Raw genomic sequence first — 23,720 nt, forward strand, 5'->3', positions numbered from 1 at the left:
AATTACACTGGGTTACTTGCGGGTTTGCGAGGCGTCTTCCAGAAAGTCTTTGCCGGATGGCGGTGACGCCTAACCCGGCCGACAAAAAATCCTGCGATAAGAACCGTAAGCCCGTGCAAGTGTCGTCCGCCGGGCACAAACTTACCCCATCCGGTGCTCACCCCGGAGCATAGCCTTCCGGTCAAACACCTGCTGGATCGTCCCATGCGCCATAAACGCCGCCCGGTCAGACATATGCGCAATCACATCGGCATCGTGGCTCACCAGAAGATAGGTCATGTCGTGTTGCTGTTTCAGACGGTTCAGCAGGTTGAGGATCTCCGCCTGCACGGACATATCCAGCGCCGACGTTGGTTCATCCAGCAGCAGAACCTGCGGGCGCAACAGCAGCGCACGGGCAATGGCCACACGCTGCCGCTGACCGCCGGAAAGCTGGTGCGGGTAACGCTTCCCCGCGTCGGTCGACAAACCGACCTGCTGCAATGCATCCGCCACTTTTTCTGGGATCTGCGTCTCGCGGTGAATTTTCAATGGTTCCGACAGGGTACGTGAAATGGTGTGGTTCGGGTGCAGCGACGCCCATGGATCCTGAAACACCATCTGCACGTTGCGGCGAAGCGGGCCTGCAAAACGCTGACCTTGTTGCAGGCGCTCGCCCAGCACGGCAATGTTGCCGCGCCACTCACGCTGTAAACCCGCCAGCACGCGCAGAATTGTTGATTTACCACAACCGGATTCGCCGATAAGGCTAAAGGTTTCCCCTTTCCCGATGGTAAAACTGGCGGCTGAAACCGCGGTTTTCTCTCCGAAACTGACCTGGAGCTGATTGACTTCAACGAGTGCCATTGTTCGCCTCCTGCCACGGCTGAGAGCGGTCGAGGGTCGGCAACATCTGCCCAAAGGTGTTGGCATTTGGGCGGCAAGTCCATAGCGTGCGCGTATACGGATGGGTTGCCTGTGGCAACTGGTTTGCCGCCATTTCATCAACCTTCTCGCCCTGATACATCACCAGTACGCGGTCGCAATGTTCGGCGACCAGCGGCAAGTCATGGCTGATCAGCAGCATCGCCATCTGGCGTTCTTCACACTGTTGTACCAGCAGGTCGAGGATCTGGTTGCGCAGACGTGCGTCCAGCGCAGAAGTGGGCTCATCAGCAATCAGAACCTGTGGGTTATTGATCAGCGCAATGGCAATCATCACACGTTGCCCCATGCCGCCAGAAAGTTCGCTGGGATAACGCGTCAGCACCTGCCCGGCCAGCCCCACGGCGCGGATGATGTCGTGAATGCGTGCAAGACGTTCCGAACGGGGCAGGGACTGATGCAGCGTCAGGGCCTCATCAAGCTGCGCCGCGACATTTTTCACCGGATTGAGCGCATAGCGCGGGTCCTGAAGCACCATCGCAATACCGTTGCCGCGAAGTGCCTGCCAGCGGCGGTTGTTGAGGGTCTGCAGGTCATTGCCCAGCACATTAAGCTGGCGGGCAGTGACGATACCCGGTTTACGCACCAGGCCCATCAGCGCACGGGCAGACATGGATTTGCCGGAGCCAGATTCCCCGACCAGTGCCAGACGCTCGTTGCCCAGCGTAAAGCTCAGGTTGCTGACCACGCGGGCGGCGGGGTAGTCGATATTCAGCGCATCGACGATGACGCGGTGTTCAGTCATGTTGCGGCTCCAGTACGTCGCGCAGGCCATCGCCCAGCAGGTTAAATGCCAGGCTGGCAAACAGAATGGCGCCGCCCGGAATGGCGGCAATCCACCACTGGTCGAAAATCACCTGCATGCCGTCGGCAATCATTGCGCCCCATTCAGCCATGGGCGGACGCGCGCCGAGACCGAGGAAGCCCAGCCCGGCAGCAGCCAGAATAATCCCGGCCAGATCGAGCGCCAGGCGCACTATTGCGGACGGCAGGCACAGCGGAAGAATATGGCCGAAAAGCAGCCTGAAACCGCGAATGCCCATCATCCCGGCAGCGGCCAGGTAATCGCTGTGACGCAGACGCTGAATCTCACTGCGAGCCTGACGCGCATAGGCGGGCCAGGTGGTTAAGGCCAGCGCCAGCGCGCCGTTGACCAGGCCCGGCCCGAGCATGGCGACAAACGCAAAGGCGAGGATCAGGCGTGGCATTGACATCACGACGTCAGTAAAGCGCATCAGCACGCGCTCCAGCCACCCGCCGTAATAGCCGGACAAAACCCCGACCAGCAGACCCGCGGGCAAGGTGATCACCGTGACTAAGGCCACCAGCCCCAGTGCCGGGCGGCTGCCGTAAAGCAGTCGGGAGAGCAGGTCGCGCCCGTAGCTGTCAGTACCCAGCCAGTGCTGGCCGTTGGGGGCTTGCAGACGGGCGGCAGCGTCCTGCCAGTTAGGATCTCGCGGTGCAAGCCAGGGAGCAAACAGGGCAATGAACACCAGAAGTGCGATGGCAATCAACCCGCAACACGCGGCAGGAGAGCGGCGCAGGCGGCGTAAAAAGAGATAAAACGGCATTAGCGCACCCTGGGATCGGTTGCCCGCACGAGCAGGTCAGTAAGGTTATTGATCAGCACAAAACAGACGCCAATGAGTAACGTCCCGCCCATCACCGCCGTTGTGTCGCCAGCAAAAAGTGCGGTCGTGAGATAGCGTCCGATGCCCGGCCAGGAGAAGACGGTTTCTGTTAACACAGCGCCTTCCAGCATGCTGGTGTAGGCCAGGGCGATCACGGTCAGCAAGGTACTGCGAATGTTCGGCAGGACGTGACGCAGCAGGATGGTCATCTCTCCAGCGCCCTTGGCACGGGCGAGCAAAATGTACTCTTTGTTCATCTCGCTCAGACAGGCCGAACGGGTAAGGCGGGTGATGCTGGCCAGCGAGTAATAAGCCAGCAGCAATACCGGCAGAACCAGATGACTGATGGCGTTTCTGAATGCGTCGCGGTCGCCGGAAAGCCAGGTATCAATCAGGGCAAAGCCGGTGCGGGGTTCAACGGTAAATTGCCAGACATCATCCAGCCTGCCAGGGCCTGCACTCCACTGGAGTTTCGCGTAGAACAGCGCCAGCATCAGCAGCCCGAGCCAGAAAATCGGGACAGAGTTACCGAGTAACGTCAGGGTGCGAATGGTTAAATCGAGCGGTGAACCGGCAAAACGGGCGCACAGCACGCCAGCGATAACCCCCAGGACGGAGCCAATGATCAGGGCAAGCGTGGCCAGCTCCAGCGTCGCCGGGAACGCATGCAGCAGATCCTGCAATACGGGTTGTCCGGTGGCGCTGGCTGTGCCTAAATCGCCGTGGGCGAGGCTTTGCAGATAGTGCCAGAACTGAACAGGAATCGGCTGATCAAGGCCAAGCTGGTGGCGGACCTGATCGTAAGTCGACTGGCTGGCGTGATCGCCGACGATCTGCAATACGCGATCGACGGGGGAAAATGCAGAAAGTGCGAACGTGACGAGCAACAGCCCGAAGAGCGTGAGCAGCAGGGTCAGCAGCCCCTGAAACACGCGCGTCACGTGGGTAGATAGGTGTGGCATGGATGATTCTTCATTCCTGGATAAAATACACGGACGAGCCCCCTCTCCCTGAAGGAGAGGGGTAAAACCTATTTCGTTACGCGATCGTACCAGACCATATCTGCATTCAGCCCTTGCTGATATCCCTTCACGTTATCGCGTACCACAATCTGGGTCTTGCCCTGGTCGACGAAGACATACGGAGAATTATGCTGCAGCTCTTCCTGCATCTTCTTGTACAGATCCAGACGTTTCGCCGGATCAGGCTCGGCAACGGCCGCCAGTGTGGCTTTATTCAACTCCGGAATTGTCCAGCCGTTCAGGCCGGCAACCGTGCTGGATTTGCCGTCGTTCCACGCGAAGGCGCTGGCGTTAGAGTGGGCGTCGAAGTAATCCGGGATCCACAGACGAATGGCGGCCTGATGCTGTTTTGCACGCACGCGGGCATACACCTGGCTGCCCGCCGCAGGCAGCAGATCAACCTTCACGCCGCCCTGAGCAAAGCTCGCCTGCATCGACTGGGCGATGGTGATGAACGGCGGTTTGTTCTCGACATCCAGCGTGAAGTGCGCATCTTTGATGCCCGCTTTGGCGAGGATCGCTTTCGCTTTGGCCGGGTCAAATTTGAACGGATTGTTCTCCAGCGCGCCCGGCAAACCGACAGGCAGGAAGCTTTGGTGGACAAAATACTGGCCTTTCAGCAGATCTTTGGTGATACCGTCATAATCCACCAGCCAGCGGGACGCTTCCCAGAACGCCGGGTTATTCAGCAGTGGGTTGGCACTGTTGCCGGTATTGAACACCAGATAGTTCTGCTCGGCAGACGGGATGCTCAGCACCTTCACGCCGGGTTTACCGTCGAGAGCGCTGATCTGGTCTGCCCCTAAATCGCGAGCCACATCCGCATCACCCTGCTGGATCAGCAGGCGACGAGACGCCGGATCGGGGACGTTTTTAATAATGATGCTTTTCAGTTTCGGTGCGCCGCCAGGTGCGGTGTCGTTTGCTTCCAGTACGATGGCCTGATGCGGTTGATAGACACGCATTTTGAACGCACCGCTGCCTGCTGAGTGCATTTTCAGCCATGCGTTGCCGAAGTCGTTATCTTTTACATTTGCGGCGACCTGCTTTTCGTCCACGATCGAGGCAATTGGCGTGGAGAGAATGTTCAGCGCCACCGACGGGCTGACATCAGCCGTCCAGTGCAGCGTCAGCGTGTGGTCATCTACTTTTTTCAACTGGCTGGCGATGTTATCCGCGTCCCAACCCAGCACGTTGAGGATAAACGCCGGAGATTTATTCAACGTTACGGCACGGGTATAAGAGAAGATCACATCTTCCGGACGCAGGGGGTTGCCGGAGGCAAATTTTGCATCGGGTTTGAGTTTGATGGTCAGGGTCTTTGCTGCGGCATCGGCTTGCCAGCTTTCCGCCAGAATCGGGGTGATTTTTTCCGGGTTATCGCGATCTGGCTGAACCAGACGCTGATACAGGCTGGGGACGGTCTGGATACTGGAAAGCTCGTTGGCTTCTGCCGGGTCGAGGCTCACGATGTCATCAAGACCTTGTGCGACAACCAGCGTGTTGGGCGGAGTCGCGGCGTGAACAGCGCTTGAGAGCGCAGCCAACACCAGTAACGGCAGCAGTTTCTTAGTCATAGCGATCCCTGAAGAAAAATTATTGTGATGGTTTTATACCCCGCTACGTTAGGCTGACAGGCGTATTCCTCAAAGTTTAAATTCTGCTTTGCTTATGCCATGGAGGTATAAAGCATGCATATTGGCTATTAGGCCACTCTCTTCTCGTCTGCTTTTTAACCTGCTATAACAAAACTCTTACCTTTCAGGGAGTCACCGTTGTGCCGGAAATCAATCAATATGGTCAAACCGTTAATAACCTCGTCCTCGACTGGAAAGGTGCGCGCGTTTTAACCCGAACGCCACTTGTTGGTCAATATTGTCGCCTTGAGCCGCTGGATGCAGAACGCCATGCCGCCGATCTTTTTGACGCCTATGCACTGGGGGACGATAGCGACTGGACCTGGCTTGCCAGCACCCGCCCTGAGAGTGTGGAAGCGACAGTACACTGGTTGCTTGGCAAAGTAATGGATGATGCGCTTGTGCCTTATGCGGTCATCGACTTACGCACGGAATGCGCCGTGGGTATCGTGAGTTATATGGCGATTGAACGGTTGATGGGCTCGGTCGAAATCGGCCATGTGACCTGGTCGCGAAAAATGAAAAATACCTGGCTTGGTACGGAAACCGTCTGGCTGTTGCTCAAAAATGGCTTTGCGCATGACTACCGTCGGCTGGAGTGGAAATGCGACTCGATGAATATCGCCTCGCGGAATGCCGCAGAGCGGCTGGGGTTTGTCTGGGAAGGGCGTCTGCGCCAGAAGCTGGTGCGTAAAGGCCGTAACCGCGACAGCGATATGCTTTCTATTATTGACGAGGAGTGGCCAGAGCGTGATGCAGAGTTGCGTGCCTGGCTGGCAGCGGAGAATTTTGACGGGAACGGACGACAGCTTAAGAAGCTGGAGGCGTTTCGGGAGTAGAACACTCTGGCATTTAGCCTTCATTCCTCGTCCCAAAGGGGCGAGGGCCGCAGTGAGGGAGTTCTGTTTATGCGTTATTTCGTACGGGTTTCATCCACGCATCGCCATAGCTGATATTGCCCTTCACATAGTTCCACTGAATGCCTCGAAATCTCAGTCCAACGACCTCATGCATATTGGGTGCAGAACTGCCCGGATAATAAACATGAGTAAAATCCACAGACGAGACCACCACACTATCAAGCGTAATGTTGTAGACCTCGGTTTCGAGACCTTCTTCCACAATTTCATAATATTTGATAATGGCTTTTTGCAGACGTTTACTCTCGCAAACGGCAATTGCAAGATAGGGGCTGACTTTGTCTACTTGTTTGTGCAGAGTAACGGGTCCATGTTGTCGAGTCCCGGTCATATTTCCAGTATGACTGTCTACAGGTTGCCTCACACCATAGCTGCTGTTCATTATCTCGATAGCACCTTCCCGACCGGGAATCATACAATTGCCCTGAATAAGCATTCCATTCTCGTCGTAGAGAAATAAGTAAGCGGGTAATGACATTATAAGTCTCCTAAATTGATTCGTTTTCCATTTTTATCAATATCGAATTGATGAACATATTTATGGCCATTTAAACCGTAGTGAATAACGTAAGTATACCCATCTTTCCATTTTATATCTAAACAGGTGTCAGGATAGGATTCTTTTAATTCTTCATATCCAGAACCCGTTACTATGTTAATCTCATGTGCTTCACTCGAGTAAATAGTGTAATAGTTCAAAATATCATTTTTATTGATGCTAAAACAAATGTGATTGCCATTAATAAAAGTCAACCTTGTTTTGGGGGCTTGACTTCCCCCCGGGCAACCAGTTATTAGAATGCTCAGGGTAAGAATAATAAATATCTTTTTCATCCTGGAAATCCTTTAAAGATGTTTTTATATTTTTTAAGAAGATAATATAGTGTTTCTTTAAGATATAAATCACGGTACTTCAATAAAATTTGATTGTTTTCTAAACCATTATATTTCAATAACCAATAGTCACTCACAATCGATGCCTGCTGCTCTAAGCTATAATGAAAAATATCTGCTTTATCTAAGTTATAAGAGTAATCAGCAATACCCGAGAATAATCCCCTTGTTCTGACAAACATCCCTTTTTGTGTTTGCCAGACATGCATCATCTCATGCATAAATATGTGTTTCTTTGCCAGATCTTCCTCTAACGAAAAATCAGGCGAATATGTGTCTTCTCGAAACCACATTTCCCCATTCGGACTCATTGCCACATTCACAGGCTGGAGATTAAAGGGGAGATAACTTTCCCTGTGCACCCACACCCGGTGATAACGGATGCTGTAACCGTAAAGCGTCTTTGCGAGAGCTATTTCTCCGATGGTGAGTTGTCGGATCCCACCAGGATTAATCGGTGTTCCCGATGTGGGCTGAATACGTTCATTAACGGGCATTCCAATTTCCTTTTATTTGATAAGGATATTGGTCGGAAATCATACTCGTGCCCGAAAGAGAAAGAAGAAAGCACTTTTCCGAAAAATCGCGCCCTCGTGATCGCCGCTGACATAACTTTAATGATAACTATTTTCATTTGAATATAGCCTGTGCTATACAATATAGCACAGGCTAATTTTGCTTTTAATTTAACCATATCAGGAGACTTCTGCGATGCAACCACTGCAAGGATTGAAGCGTCTTTTGCTCAGCGCGTTGTTAATGACCATGACCACCACGGGCGCGCTGGCGGCCGAAAAGTTCCAGGTCATCACAACTTTTACCGTCATTGCGGATATGGCGAAAAACGTGGCGGGAGAGGCCGCGGATGTCACCTCTATTACCAGGGCAGGCGCGGAAATTCATGAGTATCAGCCAACTCCGGGCGATATCAAACGCGCACAGAAAGCGCAGTTGATTCTGGCCAACGGTATGAATCTGGAGCTGTGGTTCCAGCGCTTTTATCAGCATCTCAACGGCGTGCCGGAAGTGATTGTCACGCAAGGCATCAGCCCGATGGGGATCAGCGAAGGGCCGTATAACGGCAAGCCTAACCCGCATGCGTGGATGTCTCCGGACAACGCGCTGATTTATGTCGATAACATCCGCGATGCGCTGGTGAAGTATGACCCGACAAATGCGCAGACTTACCAGCGCAACGCCGAAATCTACAAGCAGAAAATTACCGCGACCCTCGACCCCCTGCGTAAACAGGTGGCAGAGATCCCGGCAGACAAGCGCTGGATGGTGACCAGTGAAGGCGCATTCTCCTACCTGGCGCGGGATTTAGGGCTGAAAGAGCTTTATCTGTGGCCGATAAATGCCGATCAGCAGGGTACACCGCAGCAGGTACGCAAGGTTATTGACCTGGTGAAAAAACATCAGATACCGGCCGTGTTCAGTGAAAGTACCGTGTCCGATAAACCTGCTCGTCAGGTGGCACGCGAGACGGATACGCACTACGGTGGCGTGCTATACGTGGACTCCCTGAGTGCAGAAAACGGACCCGTGCCAACCTATATCGATCTGCTTAACGTCACGACCCGCACGCTGGTGCAGGGGATCCGTGACGGCATGAAGGAGTAACCATGCACAAGGGGATTGTGGTAACCGATGTGACCGTGACCTATCGCAACGGTCACACGGCGTTGCGCGATGCTTCGTTCAGCGTGCCGGGTGGCTCGATTGCCGCCCTGGTGGGAGTAAACGGTTCCGGCAAGTCCACGCTGTTTAAAGCGGTGATGGGGTTTGTGCGAGCGGCAAGTGGTCGTATCACCATTCTGGGGATGCCTCCCCAACGCGCGCTGCGCCAGAACCTGGTCGCCTACGTGCCGCAATCGGAAGAGGTTGACTGGTCGTTTCCGGTGCTGGTTGAAGATGTGGTGATGATGGGGCGCTACGGACATATGGGTTTTTTGCGTCGACCTAAAGAGAACGATCGCCGTATCGTGACCGAGGCTCTGAGGCGTGTGGATATGCTCGAGTTGCGCCACCGGCAGATAGGCGAACTGTCTGGCGGGCAGAAGAAGCGTATTTTTCTGGCGCGGGCGATTGCCCAGCAGGGCGAGGTGATCCTGCTCGATGAGCCGTTTACCGGTGTGGATGTTAAAACCGAAGCCAGAATTATCAGCCTGTTACGCGAGCTGCGTGACGAGGGTAAAACCATGCTGGTCTCGACCCACAACCTGGGCTCGGTCACGGAGTTTTGCGATTACACGGTCATGGTCAAAGGTACTGTTCTGGCGAGCGGCCCAACGGAGAGCACCTTTACGGCCGAAAACCTGGAGCGCGCCTTCAGCGGCGTGCTGCGCCACGTGGTGCTCAGTGGCTCTGAAGACCGCATCATTACCGACGACGAGCGACCTTTCGTGATGCACCGTCAGCCGGACGCCGGGCGGGGGGCAAAATGAACGCACTTCTCGAACCCTTCAGCTATGAGTACATGCTCAACGCGATGTGGGTCTCGGCGATGGTGGGGGGACTGTGCGCCTTTCTCTCATGCTATTTGATGCTTAAAGGCTGGTCGCTGATTGGCGATGCGCTCTCGCACTCGATCGTACCTGGTGTGGCGGGGGCCTATATGCTCGGTCTGCCGTTCTCGCTCGGGGCGTTTTTATCGGGTGGGCTGGCAGCAGGCAGTATGCTGTTTCTTAATCAGCGTAGTCGCCTGAAAGAAGACGCCATTATCGGACTGATCTTCTCCTCCTTTTTTGGCCTGGGGCTGTTTATGGTCTCGCTTAACCCGACATCGGTGAATATTCAGACCATCGTGCTGGGTAATATTCTGGCGATTGCCCCGGAAGATATTGTCCAGCTAACGATTATCGGCGTGGTTTCTATCCTTATCCTGCTGGTTAAATGGAAGGATCTGATGGTGACCTTTTTTGACGAGAACCATGCCCGTGCCATCGGCTTACGCCCTGAGCGTCTGAAGATCCTCTTCTTCACGCTGTTGGCGGTCTCCACGGTGGCGGCGCTGCAAACCGTCGGTGCTTTTCTGGTTATCTGTCTGGTCGTGACGCCCGGCGCGACCGCATGGCTGCTCACCGATCGCTTCCCGCGGCTATTGATGATTGCGGTGGCGATTGGCAGTATCACCAGCTTCCTCGGGGCGTGGGCCAGCTATTATCTGGACGGTGCAACCGGGGGCATTATCGTGGTTGCGCAGACGTTGCTGTTCTTACTGGCGTTTGTGTTTGCGCCGACGCACGGCCTGCTGGCCAGCCGCCGCCGGGCGCGTCATGCGCGGGAGGTGCAGGAATGATGACGTTGCTCCTTGAACCCTTCCAGTTTGCGTTTATGAACAACGCGCTGCTGATTGCGTTGCTGGTGGCTGTACCTTGTGCGTTGTTGTCCGTTTTTCTGGTGCTGAAAGGGTGGGCATTGATGGGCGACGCGATGAGCCACGCAGTTTTTCCCGGCGTTGTACTTGCCTGGATGTTGAACCTGCCGCTGGCGCTGGGCGCCTTTGTCGCCGGTCTGTTTTGTGCCGTCGCCACCGGATACCTGAAAGACAACAGCCGGATCAAGCAAGATACCGTCATGGGGATCGTCTTTTCCGGCATGTTCGCAGCCGGGCTGATCCTCTATATTGCCGTCAAACCCGAGGTGCATCTTGACCACATTCTGTTCGGCGACATGCTGGGCATTAACGGGAGCGATATTCTGCAAAGCGGTATCGTCGCCGGGGGAATTGCGCTGATGATTGCTGTGAAGTGGCGTGATTTTTTGCTGTTCTGTTTTGACTATCAGCAGGCACAGGCGAGCGGCTTGCGCACCCGCTGGTTGCATTACGGTTTGTTGTGCATGGTCTCGCTGACCATTGTGGCGACGCTAAAGGCGGTGGGGATTATTCTGTCCATTTCACTGCTGATTGCTCCCGGCGCCATCGCGGTGCTGATGACCCGACGTTTCCACATGGCGTTGCTGGTCGCGGTGGCCATCTCGGTACTGGTCTCGGTGAGCGGCGTCTATCTGTCGTTTTATCTCGACAGCGCACCCGCACCGACCATTGTGGTGCTGTTTGCCCTGATGTTCATTATCACCTTCGCGGTGACCAGCGTGAATGCGAGGCGAAGAGAGAGGGTTAGCGTGGCGAGCTGATGCCTTTACCCCGAACCCTGTATCCAACGTAAGCGAGAACAAACGTTAAAAATGGCAACGCCCGTTGCCATTTCGCGTTTACCTCCGCGCCAACTCCACCGCGTGCTGCCACTCCAGCCATCGCTTCTGCAACCGTTTATGCCGCGCCATATCCGGCATGAACGTGACATGTTCCGGCAGATATGGGCGAAGCTGTGCAACGGTGAGATTCGACAATGCCTTACGCGCCAGCAAAGCAGCGCCGCTGGCGGAAAGCTCTGCCACGTCGCTGCGCATCACCGGACAACCCAGCAGATCGGCCTGATACTGCATCAGCCAGTCATTTTGGGTTGGCCCGCCGTCGACCATCAGCGCATTGAGTGTAAAGCCCTGGTGGGCGCGCATGGCGGTGACCACATCGGCAATCTGATAGGTGATGGACTCCAGCGCGGCGCGGATCAGGTGTGCGCGTTTCACGCCACGGCTTAACCCGTGGATCAACCCACGCGCATTTTCATCCCACCAGGGGGCGCCCATGCCGGTTAATGCCGGAACGAAAAAGACGCCCAGCGTGGACTCTACCGAACGCGGCAGGGTATTCAGTGCCTGCGCCAGTTCGTCCGGGGGAAGCTCGCTCAGACCGGTGCTGTCCGCCATCCAGGCGACTGCATCCCCGGTATGGGGAATATTGCCTTCCAGACCATAGACCAGCGTGTCGCCATCGTGCCAGGCTACGGTGGTCGCCAGTGCGCTAACGTTACACTCTGCTGAACTCACGGGGGCCATCACTGATGAACCCGTTCCGTAGGTCGCCTTTACGCAGCCTTCAGCCCCCAGCCCGTGTGCGAACAACGCGGCGTGAGAATCGCCGATCATGGCCATTACGGGGATCCCCGCCGGGATCGACGTCAGCCCCCGCGTTGAGCCAAACAGGCCACTCGACGGTTTGATGGCTGGCAGGGCTTCCCGCGGAATGCCGAACAGCGCGAGCATATCGTTATCCCAGTCGGCGGTTTGCAGGTTCAGCAACTGGGTGCGTGCCGCGTTGGTGTCGTCGCAGGAAAAGCTTTCCCCTTGCGTTAACTGCCAAAGAAGCCAGCTATCCACTGTGCCGAGACAGATTTCACCGCGTCCGGCGAGGGCAAAACCATCCGGTGTGTTCTCCAGTAGCCAGCGCATTTTTGAGGCGGAAAAAAGCGGCGCGACCGGCAACCCGGTAATCGCTTTGATCTGCGGTTCATGACCGTTTTCGCGCAGCGCGTGGCAAAACGATGCCGTGCGGGAACATTGCCAGCTCAGGGCCGGAGCAATGGGTTTTCCCGTTGTCCGATACCATCCCACCACAGTTTCACGCTGATTGCTGATCGCCAGTGCCGCCACGCGTTGCGCTCCAACGGCGGCAATGACACGGGCGATAACGTCCAGCGAGGCGGCCAGCAACAGTTCTGCCGACTGTTCCACCCAGCCTTCGCGTGGCGTCTCGATATTCAACGCGCGTGAGACGCTGGCAACCACCTGTCCGTTGCCATCAAAAGCAACGGCTTTGGCGTTAGTTGTGCCCTCGTCGAGGGCAATAATAATATCCTTGTTCACCGACATAGCGGCCTCCGGCCTTACTGGTGGAGATAGGTCGACACGCCAAGATAGCGGGTGAACGCTTCGTTGAGGATCGCCGCACTGGATGAGTGATTCATCGCCACGTGATGCTCAAACCCGTTGCGGCAGATCCACGACAGCAGGTTCTCCAGATGTGGAACCTGGATCACCGCGCGACAGCCCACTGTATCCAGTGCATCGTTAACCGATTGCCCTTCGCCCACATACGCTTTGATTTCTCCCGTAAGGTCATCCGTACTCAGGCGGAAGTAGGTCAGTGGGCCGCTTTTCAGTCGGCCATGGACCGCGCCGCAGGTGTTCTCTTTGCCAACGGTTGTACCGATGATGTCGGCCGTGCCCATGTGCGGGGTTTCAAGGCTGGCGGCGGCAAAGTTACCGCAGTGGAACAGCACACACTTGTCACGGTCATCGCCAAAGTTGTTATTCCAGTCAGCAATGGAGGCGGGGTTAAGGTTGCTGCTGGCAAGGGCGTACATGGAAAGCGCACCCATCACGTCCACTTCACAGGCGCTTGGCATCAGCTGACCGGACATTACGCTCATAATCGAACAGACGTTTATGCCTAAATTCTCCTGCAACGATGTCCAGCACTGAATGGCTGTGGTATCGATGTCGTTAGCGACGATCCATTCGCTCAGCACCACAAAGAGTTTTGCCATTGTCACCAGCTTGTCTGCCGGAATACCGCTGGCATCGGCATTGTCGAGCAGCAGGCGGCGCTTTTCATCGACACGGATATCGTCGTCCCGCAGCAGTTTAATGCGGGTAAAGACTTCAGAAAGATCCAGCGTTTCAACGGCAATGCCCAGTCGTTCCAGCAGTTTTTCGCTGTAACGGACCGTGTTAAAGCCCGCCGGACGTGCGCCAATCGCGCCAACGCGTACACCACGCATGCTACTTACCACGCGACAGATTTGCTCGAAGCGACGCAGATCCTGTTCAAACACCTCGCCGCTAAGGGCGCACACATGCTGGGTAGTGAGCGTAAAGGGAATGCCATACTGACGCAGGTTGTTACACAGTGAGATCTTGCCGCAGAAGCTGTCGCGGCGGGTGGCGAGCCCCATTTTGTCAAGGTTATCTTCTTCGGCCTGTACCAGCACCGGCACGTTCAGGCCAGAAAGGCGCAGGGTTTCGGCGATCGCTTTTTCGTCGCCAAAGTTAGGCAGCAAAACCACAACGCCGTGGATCGTATCGCGATGGGCGCGGAACAGATCGGCACAGGTTTTGGCATCCTGACGAGTTTCGACGCCGCCCAGTTCAGTCTGGCCCGGGTCGAGCATCAGAGTGTTGATACCCAGACGGTCGAACAATGCGATTGCCTGTTCACGTGCTTCTGCAACCAGGTAGCTGGGGAAAAATCCCCGGTTGCCAATGATCACGCCCATGGTGAGTTGTTGAGGAATTCGGGACATTGCGTACTCTCCAGTAAGATGTTCTTTTTATTTTCAGGAAGCCTGTTTTACGTGCAGTTCTCTGGCGTGTTTGATCACGCCCGCTGCATCTATTTCGTGGCACGCGCGCGTGGAGGCGCGGTCGGCCGCAATGGCGTATTGTCCGTCAGGGATGCCCAGGCGACGTAACGGGATCGCACACCCGGCTTCGGCCAGTACTTCAGCCACCAGGCTGCCCACACCGCCGTTGACGTTGTGCTCTTCGACGGTGACGACTGCTTCGCACGGTTTGATGGCCGCCAGCAACGCTTTGGTATCACAAGGACGAATAGATGGAACACTGATAACAGTGGCGTCAATACCTTCCTCAGCGAGTTGTGCGGCGGCTTCCACTATTTCATGTACGGTCGAACCCATTGCAACCAGGGCTACGTCCTGCCCCGCACGCAGCACATCAATGTTGCCAGGTGCAAAACGATAGGTTTCGTCATGCAGTTCCGGCAGGGCTTTGCCGTCAAGACGAATATAAACAGGGCCGATATGGGCAAGGGCGTAGTCGATGATCTGGCGGCATTCTGCCGGGCTGGACGGTGCATAAATTTCGATGTTGCCAAAGCCGCGCATGATGGCGATATCGTCAATACTGTGGTGTGTACTGGCGAGCGGGCCGTAGCTCGCTCCGGCGTTCAGGCCAAAGAGCTTGACGTTGGTGTTGTTGTAGCAGATATCGACTTTAATCTGCTCATTGGCGCGTGAAATCAAAAAGGGGGCGGCATTACAGGTGACAGCCACTTTGCCGCCGATTGCCAGCCCGGCGGCCGCGCCAACCAGCGTTTGCTCGGCGATCCCAACGTTTACCAGTCTGCCTGGGAAGCGCGTAATAAACGGCGAGATTTTGGCTGTGGAGGTGGAGTCTGCTACCACCGGAACCAGATCCACGCCTCTGTCGACTGCATCAATAAAGGCATCCACCATCACGGTAGCGAGATGTTCACTATTATTCATCTTTCAGTTCCTCCAGTGCCAGTTCAACTTCTTCGCCTTTAGGCACGCGGTGATGCCACTCCGGGCGACCCTGAATAAAGGAGATCCCCGCGCCTTTGGTGGTGTGGGCAATCACCACATGCGGTTTGCCGTTTGGCTGTAAGCCTTCCAGCGTGGCGACCACATCAGCCATGTCATTGCCCCGGCATTCAGTGACATCCATACCAAATGCACACCATTTCTCATCCAGCGGATCGGTATTGAGGATCTCTTTTGTGGAGCCCGCGAGCTGTAGGTTGTTTTTGTCGTTGATGATGACCAGGTTATCCAACTGATAGTGGGCGGCAACCAGCGCGGCCTCCCAGTTACTGCCTTCTGCCAGCTCACCATCGCCAGTGACTACAAAGACGCGGCGTTTGCTGTTATTGCGTTTCGCCGCCAGCGCAATTCCGACCGCCACCGGCAGGCCGTGACCAAGCGCACCGGTATTCAGTTCAATACCCGGTGTTTTGTGTTTCACCGGATGTCCCGGCAGGTGAGAATCGGCGTGTTGATAGGTGGCAAGCCAGTCCAGTGGGATAAAACCGGCTTCTGCGAGGACGCAGTAATAGCCGCCAACGGCATGACCTTTGGACTGGATATAGATATCGCGTTCCTCGCTGTCTTTCAGCTGTGGCGAGCAGTGGAGAATGCGGAAGTAAAGTGCCGTGAGCAGTTCGACCTGAGAGAGATCGGCCCCTGTATGGCCGCCTGCGGGGCTTTCAGCATTCAGCACGATGATCCGACGGCGAATCGAGCGGGCTTTCTTTTCGAGCTCTGCGATGGAGAGCGAAAATGGATTCATAAAACACCTCCTGAATTTATAGTCTGTAATGAATAATTATTCCAGCAAGGCAGTAAATGACCCATCATGAATGGTTTCTTTTACGTGATTGAATATATATTCAATGCTGATTTATTATTCATAATGATAAGATATGCCCGGATTCAGGGTTTGTCTATGGCCGGATCGGGCTGTTTGCAAAAAAAGCGAAAACGATCACATTCGGATCTGTTTGCGGGGATAACGGCAGCTTGTTATCTATTCATCAATGAATAAAAATACAGGGACGAAATCAGGGGGAATGCCATGTCGAAGCAGGATGAACAACGGTTGCTGGTGAAGATTGCCACGCTTTACTACAGCGAGAATAAAAAACAGTCCGAGATTGCCTCACTGCTGCATCTCTCGCAATCGTTCGTTTCGCGTGCGTTGACGCGTTGCCAGAAAGAGGGGCTGGTTAAAATCACCGTTGTCCAGCCGACCAATATTTTTGTGTCGCTGGAAAAAGCGCTGGAAGAGCAGTACGGGATCCGCCAGGCGATTGTGGTGGATGTCGGGGATAACCCGACCAATGCTCAGGTGAAACATGCCATCGGCAGCGCGGCGGCACATTATGTTGAAACGCGTCTGCGGCCAGAAGACCTGGTGGGGATCTCCTCCTGGAGTAGCACCATTCGTTGCATGGTGGATGAGATGCATCCGCAGAACATTCGCGCGGCCGGGGTGATCCAGTTGCTGGGCGGGGTAGGGCCAAATGGCAACGTCCAGGCGACCATCCTGACCCAACAGTTGGCTGCGCATCTTGATTGCCCGGCGTGGCTGTTGCCGTCACAAAGTATTGAACACTCGGTGGAAGAACGCGCCAGGCTGGTGGGCAGCCCGGACGTCGCGGCAGTGGTCAGCAAGTTTGCTGAAGTCAATGTCGCCATTGTCGGGATTGGCGAACTTGAACCGTCGCAACTGCTGAAAAACTCCGGCAACTATTACAACGAAAACATGCTGAAACTGCTGTCTGAGCGCGGGGCGGTAGGCGATATCTGCCTGCATTACTACGATGCGCAGGGCAAGCAGGTGCTGAGTCATGACGAGGACCCGGTTATTGGCATGGAACTGTCTCAAATCCGCGCCTGCCCGCAAGTGATTGCGCTCGCAGGGGGGCCTGAGAAGTGCAATGCCATTCGCGGCGCGCTGGAAGGGGATTACATCGACGTGTTGATCACCGATTACCCGACAGCGCGGAGTTTGCTGAAAGCGTAGCAAACGTAAAGGGCCGGACATGCCGGGGGCGACCAGGCTTAACCCGGCTGTTCGGGGGCGCGCGCGAAAAAGCAGAGCCCTCCCGGTAACTCCACAAACTTCTCCACGATAATATAAAGCACAACGTTTTATGCTTTACGGACCGTTTCTCTAATTAGCATGCCGCTGGACATCATTACATTCGTACCTTCGTCCTGAATATCATTAGGTTGTGAAAAAGTTGATGACAGTTGGCACTCCTGTAATACAGCATCAAACTCACGCAGTACTCTATCAAGATCAAGATATTGCCTGCTTTGGACAATAAATACATCTTCTTCCTCAGCATCGTTTAAATTTTTAATAAATACGATAAATGCATCGCTGATGGTTTTATACTCACCATCAAAATGATATGAATTGATGTTGTTTTCGAGTCGTTCAATCATGAATTTTGCTGACCATTGCGTTCTTTCTTTATATTTTTCAATAATCTCATTCACGAGTAAGAACAACCCAAGGCTGGCCCTAAGTCGTACTTCCAGGTTGAAGTATTTTGATGGCAAAGCAATTTCCAGGTTCTCTGTCTGCGATACAGATTTCCATTCCCATTTTTCCTCAGTATATGTCTCTGTATTAATGGCATGGAACTGGTCCAGGCTTTCAGCAATTTTAAGTAGCTTGCAAACGGCTTCATCAATGATGATTTCCTGAAATCCTTCGTCATTTTCACCTGGTGGATCATATGCTACTACTTTCAATCGACTGCCGGCATCGATACTGGTGTGTGTACATACCTGTGTTATGACAGATTGTGGCTGTTTAGGATCAGATGACCATCCGAGATGAGTGATTAGCCCCAGTTGTAGTAATCCTTCCTGAATTCTTTTGTTACGTCCTCTATCCGTTCCACCTTTACTTTCGAAAACATGCCATTTTCCGCTATCCGATTCAACGAGATAGTCTGGTGATTTTTTGCTGGTTAAGAGGTTTGTTTTTATTGAGGATGATATTCCTTTCGTATAAATACTGGTGTGCAACATCACCTTTACCTTTTCCCCTGCGGCGTCTAACCAATATTTTGCGGCTATAAAACTACCTATACCGCCGGCGATAAATGAAATTGCCACTTTCTCGGAAGGCTCGATTTTTGAATAGAAATCGCAGGTTACATAGGCATCATTTTTATCAACACGGATACATGATACCGCCATCAATAATCGCTTAATCAAGTAAGCGGAAAGTTCTTTTGACTCAGTAGAGCTTAAAAGAAGATGAGAGGACCACATTTTTCTACGACCGTAACCACATTCAAGTGCTGCACGTACGATTTGAGGAAGAGGTAACGCAGGATAGCGTGTCAAAAGGTTTTTATTAGGACCTTTGCCAAAATTTACGCTTGTCGTTTTTGTAAATGAGGTTTTTAGAAAATCTGCAGGTTTGGTTTTATCGTAAACTAGTTTTTTGGGATCTTTTTTATCTTTAACCAGTTTAGGCCTTGGTCTTGTCCCAGGTATTTTAGGAACATAAAACTCGAATATATTGCCTTTGCTCGTTTTTGAGACTGGTTTTGACCTGGAACTTCTGCCGGATTGGGTTTTTGTCACAATAACATCCTTTTTAGAAGACGCATGCTGAATTAAAAATGAGTATCAGAAATTGTCGGGCCGGCGAGATATCCCCCGGTTGCTTGACGTCATCACAATGAGAGTAAACTCATTTTCGTTAGCATCCATCATTATAGTGCTATGATATGACTACTGAAATTAGTAGGCGTTTCTCAGACGTTCCAGTAGCCATTCACTATATTGGATTGTGGTTACCCATTAATAACACAGGAATTTATCACCAGCTTATCCCCGTTATATGTACATCCCTCTCGGGTGCGGTATTTATCAGGATGCTCGCAGCCATAAGTGGTTGTGCCATCGCTGTTTTGCGTTGAACTGAAAATACCTTTAATTACATTCTTACAGCACTGTTTAAACCTGGACGGCGTGGCATAGGTGCATTTTTCCTGATTGCTGGAGAACGATTGCATGCCGCTTTTAACGGCTCCCATCATTTCCGGGTTATCCGACATACTGACGGCAGAGTCTGCCAGGCTGTTATTCACCGCCTGCGCAACATTGCCCCCTGATGCGCTTGCGACACCAGCACTGACGACCGCTCCCGTCACCGTGTTCACCAGATCCTGCGTCTGGTCACGCTGTTGTGCTTCAAATTCGGCGTTACTTTTTGCCAGCGCAGCATCTGCCTGGGCGCTTTCAGCATCGGATTTTAAGAAGCCCTGATACTGTTTTTTGACGCCTTCGTAGTAGGCAGCCAACACAGGTTCACCGGCTTTCCGGTAAGCCTCTGAAAGGAATGCACCGCGTTTATAGCCTGCCAGGTTGGCATCGCCGCCAGCGGAAGACTCAACGCCTGGCCCGGCGATATTTCTTGCCCGCGCTTCTGCTTCAACATGCTCGATAGTGGCCTGACGCGTAGTCAGTGTCTGTGCCAGCTTTTTGTCACCTAATGACTGGGCGAGCTTGATCGGTCTGTCGAAACGTAGTGGAAATTTAGGATTATCAATCAGCGCCATGTAGTTATTCATCAGGCTCTTGTCACGCGTGCCCACATCATAGATGGCATCCAGCACATCGACATTGCTTTTGCTGTCTGAGATCGGTAGCGCCTGGTTGATGTAATCCTGCGCTTTTGCTGGATTCAGGCGTGCCATGCTGATGTTGTAATACATCGTTGCGGGTCTTTGTAAATAAGGGTTGGCATTTTTAAAGGCCATCAGTTTTGCAAAGGCATCCGCCGCTGGCTGGTACTGCTGGAGGGAGTAATAACTCAGCCCGGCATAGTAGTAGGCATCTTTTGCATCCGTGGTCATCATCCCGTCTTTAATCGGACAGGAAGCCAAAACCGTGTTGGAGGTATTAATCGCGCTCTGATACTGCTTGTTATTGATCGCAATGTTGGCGTCATAGAGCAATTGAGAGCAGTGCGACTCTGCGGAGGTGTCGCTACCAGAAGAGAGGTTACTGCAACCAGATAAAAGATGTGTGAGTGCAAATACGGCGATGGCAAAGGGCAGTCGTGTGAGAGAACGCTTCATATAACCTCTCGATTATTCAGTGAGTTATTTTTTGTAACGTGACGATGGCTGTCGTACTACACATGACGGTGAAATTAAATGAAACATTTAATTTACATAATAATACAAATAATCACGGTAACGTATTTTTTCACTGCGTTCTCAGCCGAAGGGTTAGCCATGCTAACCCTTTTGTGGCCGGGCTATTTTCCTTCCATCACCGCCTTTTGCGCCACGACGGCGGCTTTCTGCTGCATGCGGTTTTGCATCTGGTCGATAATCACTGCGACGATAATCACGATGCCTTTAATCACCATTTGCCAGAATTCGCTGACCCCCATCATCACCAGTCCATCGGCCAAAAAACCGATAACAAATGCGCCAATCAGCGTGCCGAGAATGGTTCCGCGCCCGCCTGCCAACGATGTTCCGCCGAGTACCACGGCGGCAATCGCGTTCATCTCAAACGCCGTTCCGTTTGCTGGATGGCTGGCTAACAGTTGAGCGGAAACCACAATCCCGGCGATAGCGGCGCAGAAGCCGGACAAGGTATAGACCAGCACCTTGACCTGTTTGACTTTTACACCCGAAAGTTCTGCTGCGCGTTCGTTATCACCAATGGCGTAGACGTGGCGACCAAAGGGCAGGCGGCGGGCGATATAGGCGATGACCACGGCAAGCACAATCATCAGCCAGATGGCCCACGGAATACCGAGCAGCGTGCCAGCTCCAATCTCATCGAAGCCCGTGTTGCCCAGTTGCGGGTTACCGGAAAGGCCGGGGAAGGTTTGTCCATCGGAGGTCAGCATGGCTGTACCACGCAGAACATACATCGTTCCCAGCGTGCAGATGAACGGGGCAACGTTATAGCGGGTTATGATCCAGCCGTTGACCGCACCGATTAACGCGCCGATGAGTAACACGACAGGGACAATTACCCAGACGCTGGGGAAAATGGCGATGCCGAACATTGGCAGCACGATGCCTTTGGTGATAAGCCACCCTGCAACCATGCCGCACAGTCCAAGCGTTGCGCCAATCGACAGGTCAATCCCGGCGGTGATGATCACAAAGGTGATCCCCAGCGCCAGAAAAGCATTAATGGCGATGTGCTTGATCATGATCACCAGACTGCCCGCCGAGAGGAAACCCGGCACGGTGATCGTAAAGAAACCCACAATGATGAACAGCGCAATAAACGTGCGCATTTTCAACAGAAGTAGCAGGATATTTTCCCGGGAAAGCGCCACCCCTTTTTGCGGTGTGAGCGCGACAGACTGTGTCGTTTTCATATCAGAACCCCTGAGCACTTGCCGTTACCAGTGCCGATTCTTCGGCCCGATCGCGAACGATATCCGCGGTCAGTTTGCCGCCAGACATCACCAGAATGCGGTCAGATACCGCCATAATTTCTTTCAAATCGGAGGTGGAAAAAACTATTGCGATGCCCCGGTTTGAAAGTTCCACCATCATGCGAAACACATCCGCTTTCGCCCCCACATCAATGCCGCGCGTGGGTTCATCGAGGAACAGGACTTTAGGATCGGTGAGCAACGAGCGGCCAATCACCACCTTTTGCTGGTTGCCGCCGCTCAGCGCCTGAATTTCGACCTCGGGCGAGGAGACCTTGATCGACAGATTGCCGATGGTAGTGGCGACCACGGCATGCTCCTGTTTTTGCGAGATGGTCAAACCGCGCTGTAACCGTCGCCACAGGCTGGCGATGGTCAGATTGCTGGCGACCGATGAGCCGGGAAAAATCCCGGTTCGTTTCCTGTCTTCCGGAACCAGGCTCATGCCCATGCGGATACGGTCGGCGGTGGCGAGCCGTTGCGGAACGGGTTTGCTGTCCAGCCACAGTTTGCCCAGATAATTACGCTGCGTACCCAACATGCATTCGAAAAGCTCAGTTCGCCCCGCACCCATCAGGCCGTAAATCCCGACAATCTCCCCGGCGCGCACGTTAAAACTGACATCATTGACCACTGAGTTACCCGCAGCATTAACGCAGGTAATGTGTTCAGCTTCGAGCACCGGAGTGCCAAACGTCCGCCCTGGCGAGAGGAAGTTGTTGACCGGGTCGCTGCCGAGCATCTCGCGTACAATCCACGGCACATCGATATCGTTTACCTGCGCCTCAGACTGAAATTTGCCGTCACGTAAAATGGTGATCACATCGCCAATGGCCATTAACTCTTCCAGACGGTGCGAGATATAGATGATGGATACCCCCTGGCGGGTCAGCTCGCGGATCACACGAAACAGAATATCCACCTCCGTTTTGCTCAGGGCCGATGTCGGTTCATCCAGGATCAGGATGTCAGCATCTTCCGCCAGCGCTTTGGCAATCTCGATAAGCTGCTGCTGTCCGACTTTAAGATTGCCGACCAGTTCGCGTGGTGAAATGGGCTGATCGAGCCTTTTCAGCAAGGTGGCGGCGTGTGCTTCCTGCTCACTTTCGTTAATCGGCATCACGCCTTTCTGCCGTTCTCGCCCGAGAAAGATGTTTTCCGCCACGTTCAGATTTTCGAACAGGTTTAGCTCCTGATGCACCATGCCAATACCCTGCGCTGCCGCGTCGCGGGTATTGGTAAAATGGACCTGTTTTCCGTTAAGCCACATTTCGCCCAGGCTGGGTTGCTGAACACCCGCCAGGATTTTCATCAGCGTGGATTTTCCGGCCCCGTTTTCGCCAATGATAACGTTCACTTTGCCGCGCCAGACGCGGTAGTCGACGTTATCCAGTGCCACAGTGCCAGGAAACAGCATCGATATGCCGCGTGTGCGCAGGATGATGTCGTCAGTCGGGATGTCGTTCATCATGGCGTCTCCTGTTTCAGTTCCAGCGCGGTGGCCTCTTCGGCTTTACCGGCGGTGATCGTCGTGGCGAAGACGATACTGGCTGTTTTGCCGTTCCAGCTGTCGTCCACTTTCGGCAGGTACGTCACTGCTTCGCGGTTAAAGGCGCGAGAGAGCTGGGCAAACTGAACCTGGTTGGTGAACTCCTCGAAGCGGAATCCTGCCGCATCGCGAATGGCATTGCCGCGCATCACCGGGCCACTCTGGATCGACAACGGCTGGCCGTTGACCGTCATTACCACTTTTTGCTCGCGTGCGTTGCTGCTATCTACCCGCTCAATTTTGCCGGTAAGCCGGACAAACACACTTTGCGGTGTGGCGGAGGGGATTTTGAGTTGTGCTGCCAGCGTACTGGCATCCAGTGCGTGCTGACTGGCAGTATTCAGTACCCTTGATTGCCAGGTTTGTTGCGCGATCTGCTGAGGGGTCTGGTTGTCAAAACTGGCTTTTGCGTTCGGATCGGCAGGCATCATCGGCTTGCCGTCCGCGTCCAGATCCACCACTGTGCAGGCCGTCAGCAACAGGGCGGCGCACCCTGTAAGTGCTGCGCCCCATTGTTTTAACCACATAGC

23 protein-coding genes are annotated in these 23,720 nt (G+C 53.9%); 6 read left to right on the forward strand and 17 right to left on the reverse strand.

Annotated elements, in window-relative coordinates:
• Positions 1-141 precede the first annotated feature (141 nt).
• From HV346_RS05650 to HV346_RS05670, 5 genes are all read right to left on the reverse strand, one after another.
• Positions 142-846 (reverse strand): ABC transporter ATP-binding protein, encoded by a 705-nt coding sequence (locus tag HV346_RS05650; RefSeq protein ID WP_181622584.1) that lies wholly within the window; start codon positions 844-846, stop codon positions 142-144.
• Positions 833-1,669, reverse strand: a complete 837-nt coding sequence (locus HV346_RS05655) for an ABC transporter ATP-binding protein (RefSeq protein WP_181622585.1) — start codon at positions 1,667-1,669, stop codon at positions 833-835. Before HV346_RS05655 ends, HV346_RS05650 begins: the two co-directional genes overlap by 14 nt.
• Positions 1,662-2,495 carry an ABC transporter permease gene (locus HV346_RS05660; RefSeq protein ID WP_181622586.1) on the reverse strand — a complete coding sequence of 278 codons (834 nt, stop codon included), beginning with the start codon at positions 2,493-2,495 and terminating at the stop codon, positions 1,662-1,664. The genes HV346_RS05655 and HV346_RS05660 overlap by 8 nt, the downstream gene beginning before the upstream one ends.
• Complete coding sequence (locus tag HV346_RS05665; RefSeq protein ID WP_181622587.1) at positions 2,495-3,517, reverse strand: ABC transporter permease; 1,023 nt, start codon at positions 3,515-3,517, stop codon at positions 2,495-2,497. The genes HV346_RS05660 and HV346_RS05665 overlap by 1 nt, the downstream gene beginning before the upstream one ends.
• Before the next feature lie 68 nt (positions 3,518-3,585).
• Positions 3,586-5,154 carry an ABC transporter substrate-binding protein gene (locus HV346_RS05670; protein ID WP_181622588.1) on the reverse strand — a complete coding sequence of 523 codons (1,569 nt, stop codon included), beginning with the start codon at positions 5,152-5,154 and terminating at the stop codon, positions 3,586-3,588.
• A 200-nt stretch (positions 5,155-5,354) separates the two neighbouring features.
• Here HV346_RS05670 and HV346_RS05675 point away from each other — a divergent pair, with 200 nt between their 5' ends.
• Positions 5,355-6,053, forward strand: coding sequence for a GNAT family protein (locus HV346_RS05675; RefSeq protein WP_181622589.1), 699 nt, complete (start codon positions 5,355-5,357; stop codon positions 6,051-6,053).
• A gap of 67 nt (positions 6,054-6,120) precedes the next feature.
• Here HV346_RS05675 and tssD read toward each other — a convergent pair whose 3' ends face one another.
• From tssD to HV346_RS05690, 3 genes are read right to left on the reverse strand one after another with little or no spacing between them, the layout of a single operon-like run.
• Positions 6,121-6,612: a type VI secretion system tube protein TssD gene (gene tssD, locus HV346_RS05680; protein WP_181622590.1), complete on the reverse strand. Its 492-nt coding sequence runs from the start codon at positions 6,610-6,612 to the stop codon at positions 6,121-6,123.
• Positions 6,612-6,968 carry a putative T6SS immunity periplasmic lipoprotein gene (locus tag HV346_RS05685; RefSeq protein WP_181622591.1) on the reverse strand — a complete coding sequence of 119 codons (357 nt, stop codon included), beginning with the start codon at positions 6,966-6,968 and terminating at the stop codon, positions 6,612-6,614. The genes tssD and HV346_RS05685 overlap by 1 nt, the downstream gene beginning before the upstream one ends.
• On the reverse strand, positions 6,965-7,525 hold the full coding sequence (locus HV346_RS05690; RefSeq protein ID WP_181622592.1) for a type IV secretion protein Rhs: 561 nt from the start codon (positions 7,523-7,525) through the stop codon (positions 6,965-6,967). The genes HV346_RS05685 and HV346_RS05690 overlap by 4 nt, the downstream gene beginning before the upstream one ends.
• Before the next feature lie 214 nt (positions 7,526-7,739).
• Here HV346_RS05690 and HV346_RS05695 point away from each other — a divergent pair, with 214 nt between their 5' ends.
• Genes HV346_RS05695 through sitD form a run of 4 tightly spaced genes read left to right on the forward strand, consistent with a single transcriptional unit; the run spans position 7,740 to position 11,168 of the window.
• On the forward strand, positions 7,740-8,651 hold the full coding sequence (locus tag HV346_RS05695) for a metal ABC transporter substrate-binding protein (protein WP_181622593.1): 912 nt from the start codon (positions 7,740-7,742) through the stop codon (positions 8,649-8,651).
• Between the two features lie 2 nt (positions 8,652-8,653).
• On the forward strand, positions 8,654-9,475 hold the full coding sequence (locus HV346_RS05700; RefSeq protein ID WP_181622594.1) for a manganese/iron ABC transporter ATP-binding protein: 822 nt from the start codon (positions 8,654-8,656) through the stop codon (positions 9,473-9,475).
• Entirely contained in the window at positions 9,472-10,329 is an 858-nt protein-coding gene (sitC, locus tag HV346_RS05705) for an iron/manganese ABC transporter permease subunit SitC (RefSeq protein ID WP_181622595.1), read from the forward strand. The genes HV346_RS05700 and sitC overlap by 4 nt, the downstream gene beginning before the upstream one ends.
• Positions 10,326-11,168: an iron/manganese ABC transporter permease subunit SitD gene (gene sitD, locus HV346_RS05710; protein WP_181622596.1), complete on the forward strand. Its 843-nt coding sequence runs from the start codon at positions 10,326-10,328 to the stop codon at positions 11,166-11,168. The genes sitC and sitD overlap by 4 nt, the downstream gene beginning before the upstream one ends.
• A 78-nt stretch (positions 11,169-11,246) precedes the next feature.
• Here the strand turns inward: sitD and HV346_RS05715 are convergent, their stop codons facing one another.
• From HV346_RS05715 to HV346_RS05730, 4 genes are read right to left on the reverse strand one after another with little or no spacing between them, the layout of a single operon-like run.
• Positions 11,247-12,746 carry an FGGY-family carbohydrate kinase gene (locus HV346_RS05715; RefSeq protein WP_181622597.1) on the reverse strand — a complete coding sequence of 500 codons (1,500 nt, stop codon included), beginning with the start codon at positions 12,744-12,746 and terminating at the stop codon, positions 11,247-11,249.
• Positions 12,747-12,760: 14 nt separating this feature from the next.
• Positions 12,761-14,179, reverse strand: coding sequence for an L-fucose/L-arabinose isomerase family protein (locus HV346_RS05720; protein WP_181622598.1), 1,419 nt, complete (start codon positions 14,177-14,179; stop codon positions 12,761-12,763).
• Between the two features lie 33 nt (positions 14,180-14,212).
• Positions 14,213-15,163: a transketolase C-terminal domain-containing protein gene (locus HV346_RS05725; RefSeq protein WP_181622599.1), complete on the reverse strand. Its 951-nt coding sequence runs from the start codon at positions 15,161-15,163 to the stop codon at positions 14,213-14,215.
• Complete coding sequence (locus HV346_RS05730) at positions 15,156-15,986, reverse strand: transketolase (protein WP_181622600.1); 831 nt, start codon at positions 15,984-15,986, stop codon at positions 15,156-15,158. Before HV346_RS05730 ends, HV346_RS05725 begins: the two co-directional genes overlap by 8 nt.
• Before the next feature lie 285 nt (positions 15,987-16,271).
• On the opposite strand from HV346_RS05730, the gene HV346_RS05735 reads away from it, so the two are divergent.
• Positions 16,272-17,222: a sugar-binding transcriptional regulator gene (locus HV346_RS05735; RefSeq protein ID WP_181622601.1), complete on the forward strand. Its 951-nt coding sequence runs from the start codon at positions 16,272-16,274 to the stop codon at positions 17,220-17,222.
• Between the two features lie 128 nt (positions 17,223-17,350).
• Here HV346_RS05735 and HV346_RS05740 read toward each other — a convergent pair whose 3' ends face one another.
• The 5 genes from HV346_RS05740 to HV346_RS05760 form a co-directional block, all read right to left on the reverse strand.
• Entirely contained in the window at positions 17,351-18,808 is a 1,458-nt protein-coding gene (locus HV346_RS05740) for a hypothetical protein (RefSeq protein ID WP_181622602.1), read from the reverse strand.
• 212 nt (positions 18,809-19,020) lie between these two features.
• The gene (locus HV346_RS05745; protein ID WP_181622603.1) at positions 19,021-20,310 is read right to left on the reverse strand and encodes a hypothetical protein; all 1,290 of its coding nucleotides are present in this window, start codon (positions 20,308-20,310) and stop codon (positions 19,021-19,023) included.
• A 182-nt stretch (positions 20,311-20,492) separates the two neighbouring features.
• A complete protein-coding gene (locus tag HV346_RS05750) occupies positions 20,493-21,581 on the reverse strand; it encodes an ABC transporter permease (RefSeq protein WP_181622604.1) in 1,089 nt (362 codons plus the stop codon).
• A gap of 1 nt (position 21,582) precedes the next feature.
• A complete protein-coding gene (locus HV346_RS05755; RefSeq protein WP_181623701.1) occupies positions 21,583-23,109 on the reverse strand; it encodes a sugar ABC transporter ATP-binding protein in 1,527 nt (508 codons plus the stop codon).
• Positions 23,109-23,717, reverse strand: coding sequence for a DUF2291 family protein (locus HV346_RS05760; protein WP_181622605.1), 609 nt, complete (start codon positions 23,715-23,717; stop codon positions 23,109-23,111). The genes HV346_RS05755 and HV346_RS05760 overlap by 1 nt, the downstream gene beginning before the upstream one ends.
• Between the last annotated feature and the right edge of the window lie 3 nt (positions 23,718-23,720).

The organism is Enterobacter sp. RHBSTW-00994 (assembly GCF_013782625.1).
Classification (GTDB): domain Bacteria; phylum Pseudomonadota; class Gammaproteobacteria; order Enterobacterales; family Enterobacteriaceae; genus Enterobacter.

Excerpts from the sequence above, each read along its gene's own strand:
- HV346_RS05700 (WP_181622594.1), top strand. The coding sequence starts at position 8,654 with ATGCACAAGGGGATTGTGGTAACCGATGTGACCGTGACCTATCGCAAC.
- HV346_RS05670 (WP_181622588.1), bottom strand. The coding sequence starts at position 5,154 with ATGACTAAGAAACTGCTGCCGTTACTGGTGTTGGCTGCGCTCTCAAGC.
- HV346_RS05745 (WP_181622603.1), bottom strand. The coding sequence starts at position 20,310 with ATGAAGCGTTCTCTCACACGACTGCCCTTTGCCATCGCCGTATTTGCA.
- HV346_RS05685 (WP_181622591.1), bottom strand. The coding sequence starts at position 6,968 with ATGAAAAAGATATTTATTATTCTTACCCTGAGCATTCTAATAACTGGT.
- HV346_RS05665 (WP_181622587.1), bottom strand. The coding sequence starts at position 3,517 with ATGCCACACCTATCTACCCACGTGACGCGCGTGTTTCAGGGGCTGCTG.
- tssD (WP_181622590.1), bottom strand. The coding sequence starts at position 6,612 with ATGTCATTACCCGCTTACTTATTTCTCTACGACGAGAATGGAATGCTT.
- sitD (WP_181622596.1), top strand. The coding sequence starts at position 10,326 with ATGATGACGTTGCTCCTTGAACCCTTCCAGTTTGCGTTTATGAACAAC.
- HV346_RS05735 (WP_181622601.1), top strand. The coding sequence starts at position 16,272 with ATGTCGAAGCAGGATGAACAACGGTTGCTGGTGAAGATTGCCACGCTT.
- HV346_RS05715 (WP_181622597.1), bottom strand. The coding sequence starts at position 12,746 with ATGTCGGTGAACAAGGATATTATTATTGCCCTCGACGAGGGCACAACT.
- HV346_RS05750 (WP_181622604.1), bottom strand. The coding sequence starts at position 21,581 with ATGAAAACGACACAGTCTGTCGCGCTCACACCGCAAAAAGGGGTGGCG.
- HV346_RS05760 (WP_181622605.1), bottom strand. The coding sequence starts at position 23,717 with ATGTGGTTAAAACAATGGGGCGCAGCACTTACAGGGTGCGCCGCCCTG.
- HV346_RS05720 (WP_181622598.1), bottom strand. The coding sequence starts at position 14,179 with ATGTCCCGAATTCCTCAACAACTCACCATGGGCGTGATCATTGGCAAC.
- HV346_RS05655 (WP_181622585.1), bottom strand. The coding sequence starts at position 1,669 with ATGACTGAACACCGCGTCATCGTCGATGCGCTGAATATCGACTACCCC.
- HV346_RS05695 (WP_181622593.1), top strand. The coding sequence starts at position 7,740 with ATGCAACCACTGCAAGGATTGAAGCGTCTTTTGCTCAGCGCGTTGTTA.
- HV346_RS05650 (WP_181622584.1), bottom strand. The coding sequence starts at position 846 with ATGGCACTCGTTGAAGTCAATCAGCTCCAGGTCAGTTTCGGAGAGAAA.
- HV346_RS05660 (WP_181622586.1), bottom strand. The coding sequence starts at position 2,495 with ATGCCGTTTTATCTCTTTTTACGCCGCCTGCGCCGCTCTCCTGCCGCG.
- HV346_RS05755 (WP_181623701.1), bottom strand. The coding sequence starts at position 23,109 with ATGAACGACATCCCGACTGACGACATCATCCTGCGCACACGCGGCATA.
- HV346_RS05725 (WP_181622599.1), bottom strand. The coding sequence starts at position 15,163 with ATGAATAATAGTGAACATCTCGCTACCGTGATGGTGGATGCCTTTATT.
- HV346_RS05730 (WP_181622600.1), bottom strand. The coding sequence starts at position 15,986 with ATGAATCCATTTTCGCTCTCCATCGCAGAGCTCGAAAAGAAAGCCCGC.
- HV346_RS05690 (WP_181622592.1), bottom strand. The coding sequence starts at position 7,525 with ATGCCCGTTAATGAACGTATTCAGCCCACATCGGGAACACCGATTAAT.
- sitC (WP_181622595.1), top strand. The coding sequence starts at position 9,472 with ATGAACGCACTTCTCGAACCCTTCAGCTATGAGTACATGCTCAACGCG.